General features: G+C 37.3%; 8 protein-coding genes. All 8 read right to left on the bottom strand.

From position 1 onward, the window contains the following. Nucleotides 1-1,965, bottom strand: coding sequence for a sulfatase (locus tag ACIGAM_RS10010; protein ID WP_396511318.1), 1,965 nt, complete (start codon nt 1,963-1,965; stop codon nt 1-3). A gap of 31 nt (nt 1,966-1,996) precedes the next feature. Continuing rightward, nucleotides 1,997-5,308, bottom strand: a complete 3,312-nt coding sequence (locus tag ACIGAM_RS10005) for a DUF5107 domain-containing protein (RefSeq protein WP_396511317.1) — start codon at nt 5,306-5,308, stop codon at nt 1,997-1,999. 50 nt (nt 5,309-5,358) lie between these two features. Beyond that, entirely contained in the window at nt 5,359-8,205 is a 2,847-nt protein-coding gene (locus ACIGAM_RS10000) for a sugar-binding domain-containing protein (protein WP_396511316.1), read from the bottom strand. A 10-nt stretch (nt 8,206-8,215) separates the two neighbouring features. After that, a complete protein-coding gene (locus ACIGAM_RS09995) occupies nt 8,216-8,929 on the bottom strand; it encodes an SGNH/GDSL hydrolase family protein (protein WP_396511315.1) in 714 nt (237 codons plus the stop codon). Then, nucleotides 8,919-10,328: a sugar porter family MFS transporter gene (locus ACIGAM_RS09990; protein ID WP_396511314.1), complete on the bottom strand. Its 1,410-nt coding sequence runs from the start codon at nt 10,326-10,328 to the stop codon at nt 8,919-8,921. The genes ACIGAM_RS09995 and ACIGAM_RS09990 overlap by 11 nt, the downstream gene beginning before the upstream one ends. 18 nt (nt 10,329-10,346) lie before the next feature. After that, nucleotides 10,347-11,885, bottom strand: coding sequence for a glycoside hydrolase (locus ACIGAM_RS09985; protein ID WP_396511313.1), 1,539 nt, complete (start codon nt 11,883-11,885; stop codon nt 10,347-10,349). Between the two features lie 94 nt (nt 11,886-11,979). Then, a complete protein-coding gene (locus ACIGAM_RS09980) occupies nt 11,980-13,626 on the bottom strand; it encodes a sulfatase (protein WP_396511312.1) in 1,647 nt (548 codons plus the stop codon). Nucleotides 13,627-13,910: 284 nt separating this feature from the next. Then, complete coding sequence (locus ACIGAM_RS09975; protein WP_396511311.1) at nt 13,911-15,554, bottom strand: glycoside hydrolase; 1,644 nt, start codon at nt 15,552-15,554, stop codon at nt 13,911-13,913. Nucleotides 15,555-15,567: the final 13 nt, after the last annotated feature.

Below are 15,567 nucleotides of genomic sequence, written 5' to 3'. Positions count from 1 at the left end.
TTAATTTATAGTTTCTTCAAGATTTAAGAAATCTAAGCATGCTGCTTTAACCTTATAGGGTACATCTGAAGTATTCAATAGCGTAACTTCCTTTAAGAATGGTGATTTATTTTTAGTATAGAGTAAATAATTAATAGCCATCAAACTGGTTTCTGAATTTTCAATGTTAATTGCCTTTTTTAATATTTCTAATGCTTCATTGTTTTTTTCTCTATCATAAAGGGCGGCTGCTAGTGTTATTTGAGCGGGTTTGTAAGTTTCATTTAGCTTGCTTTTAATCTGTAATAAAGTTTTTCTGCTTAACGAATTACGCTCGCTATAAAGACCCAATGCTGCCCAATAGCGCACAAATTTATTCTTGTGATCTAAACCTTCTACTTTATTCTGAATACTTTGCTCATCAGCAAAACCTACTTTCAACGCAATATTTAAAATTTCAGAAATAGGGTAGTATGCTGTATTATCTTTTTCTGAATATACAGAACCGGTCTTAAAATCTTGAGCAAGTTCATACTCTGGCATAAAATTCACATCTTTTCGCTCTTTAATATTTTGTATCAATGCATTACGCATTTTTCTAACTATAGAATCATACTGCTTATTAGTTGCTAGGTTCTTAATTTCCCAGGTATCATTCTTTAGATCGTAAAGAGTCTCTACAGGACGTCTATTAAAAATTGACTTTTGAGTTTCGTTTAGCTTACTATCTTTAAAATCTTCACGCATATGTGCTGTTATCTCACCTTGCTCGATATAGTGTATATACTTCAATTCTGGGTAGAAAGGCATAAAGTTGCGAGAATACATGTAGCGACCATCAGTAACAGAACGTACTAAATCTGGCCCGTTATCTGCCCGGTCTGAAGCTAAGAATAAATATTTTGGAGCTTCTACAGCTTTATCGCTTAGAAAATTTCTTCCTTTCAAATAATGGGGCTTTGCTACACGTGCAAGATTTAAAACTGTAGGAGCGAGGTCTTCAAAACTCACTAACTGTTCCGTCACAACACCTGTTTTTCCATTGGGCTCAAGATGCTTATAACGTTCTGGAAACCAAACTACAAAAGGCACCCGGTATCCCAAACCTATACCGTTTGTCTTCATTCTTGGCATTCCTTCGCCGTGGTCTGCAAAAATAAAGATGATAGTATTCTCCATAAAACCTTCAGATTGAAGTCTCTCAAGAAGTTTTCCCATTTTAATATCTGTAAGCTTGAGCGAATTGTAAACCCGAGCCATTTGCTTACGCATTTTGGGACTGTCTCTATAAAAAGGAGGCATAGCAAATGCGGTGTCACTTATATGATGCATTTTATGCAGCGAAGTAAAATCTATTTTACCTTCAGAAAATTGAGGTATTGCTTGTTGTGAATGTTCAGCGGCATCGTCTAATTTATTGTTTGCATTTTTAACCGCAACCGGAAGATAATTAAGTACATTTTGCTCATACCACTCATAACTCATAGACATTGTACGTGACTGGTGCGAATCTGCAATATTAAATACCGCGAAAAAAGGCTGACTTTCCTCTTTGTTCCACCACCCTGCGGTGTTAGAACTTTCATTCCATGTCTCTGCAATAAAGTCTTTTTCATTTTTAACATTATAGTCGGTCTTGCTGTTATTAGTCACGTAATACCCCGCATCTTTCAAGTATTTGGGAAATCCTTTTATAAAATCTGGTATCGCATAATTGCTACGGTGATTACCTGTACCCAGCTCATAGGTAGGCACTCCTGTAATTATGGAAGTGCGACTGGGAGAACAAACTGTATTTGTCGAAAAAGCATTTGTGTAACGCACCCCTTGCGATGCCATCCTATCAAAAACCGGAGTTTCTGCATCTGGATTACCATAACTACCCATAAATTGCGGTGAAGTGTCTTCAAAAGTTATCCATAAAATATTAGGACGCTCTTGAGCAAAATAGGGTAAACAAACCCCGCAAAGCAGGGTTGTTAGCATACCAGTTATATACTGTTTTAGAAGCATCATTTTACTTGATACTTAATTCAGAATTAGAGATCATCAAATGATGTAACTGCGCGGGCAGGTGGTATAAATCCTGATTTAAAACTGCAGTTAGGGCTTTTTCGGCAGCTGCTAAATTATCTAAACCTAAAGCGCCTAAACCTATAAGATAGTCACAGTGAATACGGTTACGCACTTGCAAATCTTCTTCCCAGATCAATAAATCGGGTAATGAGATTGCAAAATAATCAAGCTTTACAGCATCTTCTTTATGTGCCTCTCCATAATTTTTTAGGTTTTCAAAGCGCTTTTGAGCTTCGGCCTGCTCCCCTAATTTTAGTAAAGCGAGACCCTGATAAAATATTTTATCTGGTTGCTGATCGTTGTAAAATATTGCCGGGCTTGGGTCACTTAGTCCTTCTGAAGCTTTTTGCCACGCCTCTTTTGCAGATTGTGTTTTGCCTAATAGCTCGTAGGCACAACCTAACCAATATAAGATGTCATTTTCCTGTGAGCCAAAAAGTTTACCTTCCCCTAAATTGTGAGGATATTGCTGAGCGGCTTCTAGATGACTTATTGCTTTCTCTGCCTTGTCATTACTTAAAAGTTTTTTTGCTAATTCTACGTGAGTATTTATGTGCTGAAAAGGAACTTTCCCCTCACCACCTTCCCACGGGTGAAACTGTCGTGATTCTATCAATTCTAAAGCTTTCTCGTGATCACCTTTAAAGTTATATAAAGCAATACGCTCTAAATACAAATCATCTCGAGACTGCGTTAGGCTTAAGTTTTGCTCTAAAAGTTCTAAACGCTCTTCTACGGAAACATTTATTTTTTTGTACAACTGATCCAGCTCCATCAACAAACGTGCGTCTGTAGGATCTAGTTTAAATGCCTGTTCTAGATGCTTACGTGCTAAATCTTTTTGATTAGTTTTATTGTAATACAATAAGGAAAGGTTACGGTGACAAATAGCATTGTTCTCATCAAGTCTTATTGACGCTTCCCAGCAATTTTGCGCCTCTTTGTATTGACGAGAAGCATACCAGAAATTACCCAAATAATAAGAAGCTTTAGCATCTGTAGAATCAAAGTCAAAAGCCGCCTGCAATGCAATTACCTCTTCTAAACGGTTTGGAAAACAGTAATCTTGCGACAGATCCTGAGCCTTTTTAAACCATTCTGAAGCATTAGTGTTATCTTCTTTTTGCTGATAGAAATATCCTATAAAATAACCCACTAGCGGATACACTTGCTCTCCCTGAGCTATCTCTTTAAGCAATGCAATTGCCTCTTCATATTGTCCTGCCTGTGCATAATCGAGTGCAAACTCTATATAATTATGCTGGTAGCCTCGCAATAATTCTTTAAGTGTTACTAAATCTTCTTGATCACCGGTTAGCAGAAAGCGCTCATACCGTACTCCAAAATTAAAATGGTCTATCTGAAGTGAATCTTCTATAAGCTGAAGTGCCTCATCTTTGTTTCCTGTTTTTCTTAAGATAATCGCCTTTAAATGTCTTGCCTTGTGATTGTGCCAGTTACTTATTAAAGCCTTATCTACTAACTCTAATGCCTTATCAAAATCTGCTCGTTCACAATCTATTTGTGCGAGATTAAAATAGCCGGCAGCTTGCCAGGCAGCATTCCAACAGGATTTGAAAAAAGCGGCGTATGCCTCATCTTTTCTACCTAGATAGTTGAGAACAACACCTTTATTAAAATAAGGTTCCCCGTTATAGGGATTGGGGTTCCTATTTGTAAGTGTTTCTATAGCAGTATTAAAATATGCAAGCGCCTCTTCAAATTTACCATGCTTCATCTTCCACAACCCCATAGCGTTATTACAGCGTACATCACCGGGAGCGCGCTCTAAAGCTTCAAGATAATAAGCCGTCGCATCAAAGGTTGCGTGACGGTATTGCTCAAGATGCAACCCATTTAAAAATAATTGCTCTACTGTATCTATGTCCTGAGGTTCTTTTGCTGCTTTTGCCGCCTCAGGAATTTCTTCTACGCTATCATCACCCGGAGACCAGCTTACCAGCACTTTACCGTTAGCAGCAGTAAGCGTTGCCTTTAAATCTTTATAGTCTGCAGTGGCCGTGTCTATTAAGGTATCAAAACCGGTTGCAGGATCAAGGTCAAGCGTTTCTTCAAGATAAACATGGTCTGCAGCGGTTAAAGTTACTTTTGCATTCTCATAGATACCCGTAACATAAATTTTTAATCTTGCCTTTCCATTTTCTATTTCCAAATTAAGCAACGCTTCTTTAGTAGCATTTTTTACCACACCTACGTTGTAATACGGCATAAAATACTGCTTAAAACTTTTCTCTTCGTAAGGATGCATCCACGAGAAATCTGGCTGATTGTCTGTGTAAACGCCACACATAAGCTCAATATACGGTCCGTCTTCATCTGTTAAGTTACTATCCCAGGCCTGACCAAAATCACCATTACCCCAGGTCCATTGTTTTTTACCCGGCGACACATTATGGTCTGCTACGTGTAATAATCCGCCTTTACTATCATTCTCGTAGCCGCCTACAAAATCGTATTTTGAAGTAATTGCCATATAAGATGTAGGTACAGGAATATTCTTATACCTAGAAATATCGGTGCCCGGCGCATAATCTACTTTATAATATTCTCCTTTTGCGATAGGAAATTCAGACACATCACGCTTACCGTGATCAAAAACCGCGTTTACATCTGGAGGAAAAACAGACTGATACTCATCATTAACAGCTACTGCAGGATTTGCCCACCATAAAAACGTTTGCGGGTGAGGTGTACGGTTATATAACTGTGCTTTTATTTCTAGATAAGCTTTATCAGGGTGTAGTGTAAAACCTGCCATACCCTTAGTGCGGAACATACGCTCGAGTTCACTAACCCATACAGTTATGCTTCCATCTTTATTTTCTTCAATATAGGAATCTGTAGGATCATATGTACTAGGTCTGTGGTGTTGTGGCCAGTTAAATTCTATACCACCAGAAATCCACGGACCGGTTAATCCTACCAGTGCAGGTTTTATAACATGATTGTAATACACAAAATCACGCTGACGTATTTTATCATAAGCACGCTGTATTCTTCCTCCTAAAGCCGGAAGAATCATCAGCTGTATGTAGTCATTTTCTATAAAAATAACATCCCATTCTTTATCTACTTTCTCATCACTTATCTGCTCTATTACAGGATGTGGGTATACTGAACCCGTACTAGCCTGATATACCCTTTTTTCTAAAAATACAGGATATTTTTCTGGTGTTCCTACTTCATACGTAGGGATTACTACGGTTTCTCTCCAAGCTTTAACTTTACTCATGGTTCTAATTCTTAGGTCCTTTAAAAGAAAGGTTTGTTTTACTTAGTATTTTAATTAGTGGCATATAAGCCCTTTATAAGTTGAATATCTAACTCTTGAGCAGGATTAAATTTATCGCTACTCATGTATTTTTTTAAACTGTACAGTAGTTGTTGCGCTTCAATACGATTCTGAATATTTGTGTGTAGATCTATTCCTGAAACAAGAAGTTTTCCGTTACCTACCCGCGTTTCAAACAACAATCCCAAACTTCGGTTTTCAAACCAGTCGTCTATGACACGCACTATAGGTTTTAAATCTGGACCAAACTCATCTAGAATTATCGCATTGCTGTGCGTCATAGCATCCCACCATTGCCAGTTAGAGTGGTATTGTGTTGGAAAATTTGCTAATGCAGGATGATTGGGGTCACATAAAATTCCTAATGTATGGGGCTTTTGACCATTTGTCCACGAGGTATTCCAGAAAATACTGGAGAAACCTATGCCAATATCGCCACCTTTATCTGCGGCAACAGCACCTTTTTTAGTACTTAATAAAACAGACCCACCTTGTTTTAGAAATTCAATTGTAGCAGCATCTAATTGTGTTACAACTCGCGGTTCATTATTAATTTCTTTATTTTTTGCAGGATATACCCAAACATCCCAGCTATTCTCAAATTCGCCAACCGCTACACTTAGCGTTAATTGTTGTGCAGCCTTTATACTATTTAGCGGAAGTGAAATTTTGCCCAGGGCGATACCGTTGCCTATCTTAAAATCACCTTGTGGAAAGGTCCCACTTGATACTTGTTCTCCAGACTTATTGTTCAGTCTCCAGGCAGGTGTTACACCTTTAAGTGGTTTCGCACCATAATGCGCCAGTTCTATAGAAGCATTTAAAGTATCTGTATTTAAGAATGTGCGTTGTTTTAATCGAGCCAGCGGGACAGTCTCACCACTAAAGGCTTTGAATTCTGCCGGGCTCACATACCCTTTTTCTTCCCAGAATGCGTCTAACACCCCTATTAAAGCGGTTCCCTGACCAGGAAAATCATGTAAATCTAATAGTTGAAATCCTGCAAAACCTTTAGTGCGTAATGCAGCTTCAATATCTGCTTTATAGCATAGTGTTTGTAGTCTGCCTGATGCGAGCATTAAACTATCTGCAAGATGACCTAAATGATTGTTTTCTAAAGTCTCTTTAAAAATCTCTAAATTCTTAGGTTTTAAAACCCCTGTATATTTTGAAATTTCGTTGAAATTAGGGTATACACACCATTGCCCTATTTCGTGACTTACCACCGGCATAGGTGTATTATCTATAATACTTTGAAAGTCAAATAGCGTCTGTGGTGCTTCTGCATTTATAATGCTGTTTAAGTTTTGATTCCATTGCTGAATACGTGGCTTTGGGGTATTAAAGTAATCTGCATTATCAATTAATGGCCATCCCGCAGCGCTTGTGTACATCTTAGTACCATCTAGGGCTTTAAAGTGAGTTACATAATCTATTAAATACTGCTTGTGATTTTTACCACTAGGCTCATTACCATAAGCCATCATTACAAAAGATGGGTGGTTTCCATAAGCTTCTAATATGGCTTCTCCTTCTTTATAAAGCCATTTATCTACAGGAGCGCCATCTCCTATTGTAGCCCAGGCAGAAGCTTCTATCTGTAAGTAAACTCCTATCTCATCTGCAGCGTCAAATGCAGCTTCTGGGGGACACCACGAGTGAAAACGCATATGATTAAGACCGTGCTTTTTTATAGTGGTAAATATTGATTTCCAAGAATCTATATCTGTAGGTGGATACCCCGTCAACGGAAAAATAGAGCACTCTAAAGTGCCTCTCAAAAAAACCGGACGATCGTTAATAACAAAATGCTTATCTGAGGCTCTAAACTCCCGCATTCCAAATTTTTCGGTTGTAAAATGCACACCCGCATCTGAATCTAACGTCAAGTTGAGTTCATACAGATTAGTATCAAACTCATCCCACAATGCAGGATTATCACCCATTGTATAGTCAAAACTCAATTCATTATCCCCAGATTTTAATTCTAAGTCTTCTGTTAAGCTTTTTACTGATGCAACATGTTGAGTTATTCCTTTAGCTTCAAGCTTTAATTGCGCAGTATTTACTGTACCGGTAGCGTTTTCTATTGTAAGTTTTATTCGCGCCTTTTTATTATTTACATCGGGAACAATTTTTATACTTTTAATAAAGACTTTGGGTGTAGCAGTAAGACTTAATTCACCCACAAGACCATTCCAGTTAGATTGGGTATTGTCTGATATGCTGTGTGCGTCTAGCCCAACATTTATATCACGCACACGATTATCCATCCTTACTGTTAGTATATGCTCTCCTGGCTTAAGTTCTTTAAGAAGGTAACGATGTGCAGTACCTAATGTATTTTCTGATCCTATTTTTTTATCATCAACCCAGACTGTAGATTCCCAGTGGGCACGCTCAATATTAAACGTTACCACCTGATCTTTCCAGTTTTCTGGTATTGTAATTTTTTTCTGATACCAGGCAGCACCGTAATATTTTTTTTCAGGCTGCAGCCAAAAGGAAACTTTTATATTATCATCTTTTCGGTATTTCTCGTACTTAGGGATTTTGTACCACAAGCTGTCATTCCATAAATTACCGGTCCACTTAGTTTCTAAATCTACATCGTACCCCTTACCATTTTCTACCATAGAACCCGGAAGCCGTATCGTTTCTTCTAAAGCTTCGGTATACCATTTTTTATCTTCTCCCTGATCTAGTGAGTCTATTTGAAATTTCCAATCTCCCGAAAGATCAATACTCATTTCTTGCGGTTGCTCACAGCTCACGCCAAGTACTAACACACTTAAAATACAAATGCTAAACCCAATATGTTTTAAAGTTTTTATCATTTCTTATGGTTTACTGTTTGAAGTTGAAATAGGTTTCAAAAATTAATTGAGAAACAAGCTGATGTCCTTTTTGATTGATGTGATTGTTTTGAGACATAAACCCTTCTAAATCTGTTTTAACCGCCAGATTTTTAAAAAGTGCATAGCTGTCAACCAATCCTATTTTATATTTAGCAGCTAATTCACGTATCTGTGCACTATGCATAGCAAGCTGTGTATCTTCTGAAGTAGTATCTTCTCGTAAATCTGGAGTAGGTGTAAGCAGAATTAATTTAATATCCTGTTCTAAAACCTGTTTTATCATCAACTCCCACGCAACCTTAGCGCGTTCTAAACCTATTCCTCTATCGTTAAGTGCATAGTCTATAAAAATAACGTCTGGCTTGTGCGTAAATACATCCTGCATACGCTTAGCTCCTTGCTCTGCCTGCTCACCACCTATCGAAGTAGTTATGCTATTTACAACAGAATAGGGATAATGATCATTAACCGCCTTTAAAGTCTGTAAAGGATAGGAATGCATTCGATCTAACACTCCTTTTGTGGTATATCCTGTAGGTACAGAATGCCCGTGAAATACAAGATTAATAGTTCGATTATTAGGCCATTTGACCTGAAGTTCTTGTTTTAAAGAATCTAGATAATCTGGGCCTGTAACTTGAGCTTTACAACTCAATGTAAACAGAACCGCAAACAGAATTAAATACTGTAATTTAGTTTTCATCAGTTCTGTTTGTAAGTTCAAATTCAATTTCTTCAAGACTTTTTCCTTTAGTTTCCGGCAGCTTATTTTTAATAAATAAATATCCCAGAATACAGATACCACTGTAAACCCAGAATGTACCGTAAGCACCAAGCAAATCATTTAAAATAGGAAAAGTGAAGGTTAGAATAAATGAAGCTATCCATAGAGAAAATGTTGCTATAGACATTGCAACTCCTCTTAATCGATTAGGGAAAATCTCTGATAACACTACCCAGGTTATAGGCGCTAGCGACATAGAATATATAGCGATAGCTACAATCACTAAAATTAAAACCGGTAAGCCTTTAAACTCAAAATAATACGCTCCTCCTAATAAAGCATATACAAGAGCAAGACCAATAGAACCAAAAATCATTAATTTTCTGCGACCCCAGCTGTCAACCGTACGCATTGCAACAAAAGTAAATATGAGGTTTACGCTTCCTGTAATAATGATATTAAAAAGCATATCTCCTACACTATAACCAGCAGCGGTAAATATCTCTTCGGCATAATTAAATATGATATTAATACCGCACCATTGCTGAAAAAATGCCAATACAATACCTATAGTTAAAATGGGAAGTACTTTTTTGCTACGTAACTCAGATAGCTTAATTTTTTGCTTACCTCCTTCTTTAAGAGTAAGCTTCATATTTTCTAATTCGCTGGTAGCATAACTTGATCCACCTATACGCTTAAGTACATCTAAGGCAGCACTGTCTTCATTAATTTTAGCTAAGAATCGCGGACTCTTAGGTACTAAAAACATAAGGATAAAGAATAATCCAGCAGGGATTAATTCTGCCCAGAACATCCATCTCCATCCCGTTTGCCCGTTCCAGGAAACCAGCATTTGATCTGCATTAAGACCATCAGGGATTGTATCTGCAATAAGAAAGTTTGCTATTTGTGCAGCAAGAATACCTATTACAATAGTAAGCTGATTGATGGCTACAAACTGCCCTCTGTATTTTGCAGGTGCTATCTCTGCGATATACATAGGCGATAAGGTAGAAGCTAAACCAATACCTAACCCTCCAATAAGTCTGTACACTATAAAAGGAGTAAATGTGTCAACATAACCCGTACCAAAAGCAGAAAGTGTAAACAGTGCTGCAGCTAAAATAAGCGGAATTTTACGACCATACTTATCTGCAACCAACCCTGAAATTACCGCTCCAAAAATACAACCTACCAGTGCGCTACTCATAGCCCACCCTTGTAAAGAAGGCATTTCATTTATACTAAAATAGAGCTCATAAAAAGGTTTAGCCCCACCTATAACTACCCAATCATAACCAAAAAGAAATCCTCCCATTGCAGATACAAGCGCAAGGAAAAGCAGGTATTTAAAATTGAATTTTGTGTTTTGCATTTAAATGATTTTAATAAATTATAAATTGGTATTTGTAAGCGTCGTAATACTTCTCGCTGCTAGTGTAACTTGATTACTCAATAGGGTACGATGTTCCAGATTTTTGTCTTCTGAAGTTTCATAAGCGTACAAAAATTTAGTATCTGAAGTATTAATCTTTATTTGCTGATCGTCGTCTGCATAATTAATTAATACAACAACCTGATCACCGGTATCTGAATTCTTATATGCTGAAACCATTAACTCTTCATATTGCTCTTTGAGACTTTTAGCACTGGTATAATTTGCTCCCACCCGCTGAAAACCGGGTCGAATAAATCTGGAGTAATTTCCTAAGGCCCATAATAATTTTGAATCGTGAAATTCGCCATCGGTTTTAAGAGAGGTTTTATTGTACATATCCTCAGGATTACCGGTATCTAAATAGATTAACCCATCTTTAAAATCTGCAATTGTTATAGCCGTCCACCATTGCCAGGATTTGGCATTTGCTAAAGTAAGATCTGCGTGAATAACGCGAGCAACATAGAGCGCAGTTGCCATCCCTAAATCTCGTTTATGGCCACTACCTATGTCTTCTGATTCTTCGAGAATACAGAACTCACTTTGCCAGTAATCTATGTTGTTTTGTGTAAGTGCTTGATTAAGCTCCTGCCGTATCTGAATTAAATTCTCAACCGGCCAGGTGGTAAAATAACTATGTCCCGAAACGGTAGGTATTACATTACTCAAATCTTTTATATATGTGTCTTTTTCTCTAGAAGTATCAGCATAAAACTCTTCAATCTGCTCTGATCTCTCGGGTTTATTATGTTCTGAGTATAGAAAACGTAAATCTGCTGCTTCGGCCAGAACTAGTTTAGTACCTAGCTTTTTCTCTTCAATACCAACATTTAGTAACCGGGTAAGTTGTGCTAAATTTTTATTTGTTGCTGGTGTACCTTCTTGCGAAGATTTTTCCCAATCCCATTGCGGCTCATTAATAGGACTTAAATAATCAAACGGAAGACCTTCCGCCTTAAAATGTTTCAAAACCTGAACCATAAAGCTCGCATAAGCTTCAAAATGGCTAGGCTTAATATTCATTTCGCCATTTTTTGTAGCAGCATAACCTTTATTATTTATAGACCAGAACGTAGGTGCCGCAATAGAAAATGCCAAATATTTTTCCACTCCTGCATCTTTCGCTTTGCGTAAAAACCATTGTTGCCCTGCTTGCTTAGACCAGTCATAGTTCCCTTCTGCATCAATAAAAGATTCTCCACGTCGCCATTCATTTTTAATGTCTGAATCATCACCCTGCTCTGTCGTGCCTGCACTAATATAAAAACGCCATAGTGATAACCCTATACCCTTTGGGCTACCATTGGCATCAAGTTCCTGACTAAAAAGCCAGTCTGCCATTTGTTGTTTTTTCGCAGCAGGCCAATTTGCTCCTACAAACTGACACCGCCATGCATCTGAAGCTCCAAAACCATCAATCATTTGAAACTCTTCTTGAGAATCTACTTTTAATTGTATCGTTTGCGCTTTTACAGGTATTGAAACTATCCCCATTAGCAGAAGTATTTGCAACATAATTGATGCTACACTTCGCTGAAATATTTTTTTTGTTTGAACTATATTACACGAGTACTTAAGCATAATCTATTTAGTCTTTAGTTACTTTACTATCCCACCATGTAGCATTAGGCTCATAATCTTTTGAAAGCATATTTTTACGCTCAGCTTCTAATCTGGGCAGTAACCTATTTTTACGATCTTGATAAAGTTTTTTTGCTTTAGCAGCATCATATTTTGGGTTTGCTATTGGTTTGTTTGCTCCTACTTCATCAAGATAATTTAAAAGCTCTTCTTGAAGTTGAGCAGTAAGCTCAACGTTTGCCCTAGCAATATCATTTTGCTCAGATGGGTCACTTGATAAGTTGTATAACTCACTTTTACTACTTTCCCAGTAGTAAATTAATTTGTAATTACCTTTTCTAATCATCGAGGAAGGTTCTCCTCCCTGGTTTCCATAATGCGGATAATGCCAAAATAAAGAACGCTCATTAATTTTTTCTCCAGTAAATAATGGCTTTAAACTTACCCCGTCTTTAGATTGATTAGGTTTCTGAGGTAATCCTGCTAAATCTAGTAATGTAGGATATAAATCTGCTCCTGTAACCGGATAGTCTATTTCTTTTGGTGCCGCTTTTACATAAGGAACTTTAATAAAATACGGTTCTCGAATACCACCTTCCCATTGATATCCTTTACCACCACGAAGAGGTAAATTAGAAGTAGAGAAAGCATCTCCTGAGGCTACACCTCCATTATCTGAAGTAAAAACAATTATCGTATTATCTGCAATCCCTAGTTCTTCAAGTCTATTAAGAACTACTCCCACAGCTTTATCCATCTGCTCAACAAGACCTGCATAAACAGGGTTATCCTGTTTAGTTCTAATAGGCAAAATACGCTCCATCTCAAAACCTGTATCAGCTATACCTTGTTCTTCTGCCTTCTCTCTGTATTTACTCCACGCCTCTTCACTGGTTTGTATGGGACCGTGAACTGCATAGAATGATAACATCGCAAAAAATGGTGTTCCGTCTTGCTTCTCAATAAATTGGTTAGTTTCTTTTGCGAGACGCATTGATAAATTCTCACCAGCTTCTTTATTAGGTAATTTTGGGTTTACCCAGGGAGAAAAATAACCGCCTTTAGGGCTTCCTACTTCCCAGCCACCTACATTTATGTCATACCCATTATTTTCTGGGGTTGAAGGTGTGTCTCCCAAGTGCCATTTGCCCGCAAAAAATGTAGTGTAACCATTTTCTTTAAATGCCTCAGGCAATGTGATTGCGTTAGCGTCTAGTTTATGGTTATAAGATGCCGGCATAATTTTATTATTGCCTTTCCTGTCTGAGCCAGAGGCAGCTCCTATCCAATCTGTAACCCCATGTCGTGCGGTAGATTGACCGGTCATTATACTCGCCCTAGAAGGACTACAAACCTGGCTTGCAGCATATCCCTGAGTAAATACAGTACCCTCTTTTGCTATACGGTCTATATTAGGAGTCTCGTAATAATTACTCCCGGTTACACTCAAATCGTGAATTCCTAAATCGTCTGCAAGAATAAAAACAATATTAGGTCTTACTGGATTCTCATCTGCAATTACTTTTTTCTCTTGTTTTGAGCCACAGGATATCATGCTTAAAAAAAGAATTAGTGAAACTGTCAACATACCAGACTTTACCATACTATTATATTTTGAAAGTTTATAAAAACCGACTTCATTGTGCTTTCTCAAATTTATTCTATCTACAGGGTGTTTGAAATGGACTTATCAATTCAAAAAATGGATAATCTTACGAAATGGTTTTATAATTCGTTCAATTCTTCACAAAAAGGCTCTTAAACCCCTTTTTACTTAATGTTTCAAGTTTAAATTTAAGTGTTCTATTCCTACTGCATTTGATAACGACAGCAGTAGTGGCTATAAAAAAACGTTTGAAATTTTAGTAAACCGTAAAATTTTACAAAAAAAAAGATCTCTAGAGAGAGACCTTATAAATAACTAAAATTTCAAAAGAATTAATTAAGTGGAGCACGCAAAGTAACAATAGATTTTGCGGGTATTGTTATCTCTTCTGCATTAGTAGTTGATTTTCTTAAATTAGCTGTTGCGGAGGTTGTGTACATTTCAAAAATATCACCTACAACTGAAAACCTTTCTGCATATCCATCTAAAGCCAGACTTCTTGTATCTTCTGTAGCGTTTATTAATACCAGAACAATTTCCTTATTTGATAGGTCTGTGTAGCCAGATATCATAAAATTTTCTATTGAGGCTACATCATCTGTGTAATCAGGATCTTCAATAGCAAAACGAACCATACCTGGTTTTACAAATCTGCTGTAATTGCCCAATGCCCATAAAAGTTTATTCTCCTGAAACGTACCGTCTGTATTTGATGGCCCATCTACATTAGGAGTATACAATATTAAATTAAAACGATTAGGGTGATCTCCAAATTGAGATTGATTAAAAGCTGTCCAGAAGCTCCAACCAGTCGCATTTCCATAAACCAAATCAGTATGAATAATATGGGCAAGCCAAAGAGCATAATCTATATCCTCTAAAGTATTTACATCCCTATTTTGCTGATAGGCAGCGCCAAGTAAACTATATTCTGTTTGCCAGTAATCAAGATTTTGAGGATTACTTTGTAATTTAGAATTTAGTGATTTACGCTGTCGAAGTGATTCTTCAGTGGTGTTGTTACTAAAATAACTGTGACCGGCGACATGCTGGGAAAGATTATTAAGATCACCTATATAGTTTGCACTAGATTCCTCCCAAAATTCTTCAATTTGATTTTCGGTATTAGTAGTCCCTTCGAAGAGATATTTTAATTGTGCAGCTTCTGGTATCATAATTTTAGCATTCACTCCTTTCTCTGTAAATACTTCATCCATAATTCGTGTAACTGCTGCAACTTCTGCATTAGTCACCCTTGTGCCAGATTGTGAAGCCTCACCTATCACCGCATTCCACTCATATTGCGTTTCATTAAATGCGCAAATAGTTTCAAAATTATAACCTGCGCCCTCATAGTGATTCATAACGGATGCTAAAAAATTAGCATAGGCTTCATAATTGCTTTCAGGAGAATTAAAAGTAGCCACATCACTAGTGCTAAACGTATAGCCGTTTTTTGTCATAAAATATGGAGGCGTGGTTGCCCAGGCTGAAAATTTGTTAACTCCATATTCTCGCGCTTTAGCCAAAAACCATTGCTCTCCTTCTTGCTTTGACCAATCGTAAGTACCATCTGGACTCAGAAAGCATTCTGTCTCTCTAAACCAGGAATTAGATCGAAAACCGCTATCAGACTGATCTGCAGCACCATCACCAATAACGGTTCTCCACAAGCTAAGACCTATACCTTCAGGGTTACCCTGAGCGTCATTTTGATTGCTAAATAATAATTTAGCAGCAGCTTCTCGCTTTGCATCGGGCCATTTACCTACCCATTGATCTTGAAAACCTCCTGAGGCTCCAAAATGATCTATTGTTTGAAAAGTACTTTCAAGATTTATAGAAACGCCTTGAAATTCTGCATCAAATCTAGGGTCATTAGGATCTGTAAAATTGTCTTTATCACAGCCTCCCATTATAACGATTATAAGAGAAACGCTTACAATTAAAAAAACTTTACTTGCTAGTTTAATCATTATATACTTTTAG

Source organism: Leeuwenhoekiella sp. NPDC079379 (assembly GCF_044542075.1).
GTDB lineage: Bacteria > Bacteroidota > Bacteroidia > Flavobacteriales > Flavobacteriaceae > Leeuwenhoekiella.
Note: the sequence above shows the minus strand (reverse complement) of the source record. Positions and strands in the feature narration are given on the sequence as shown.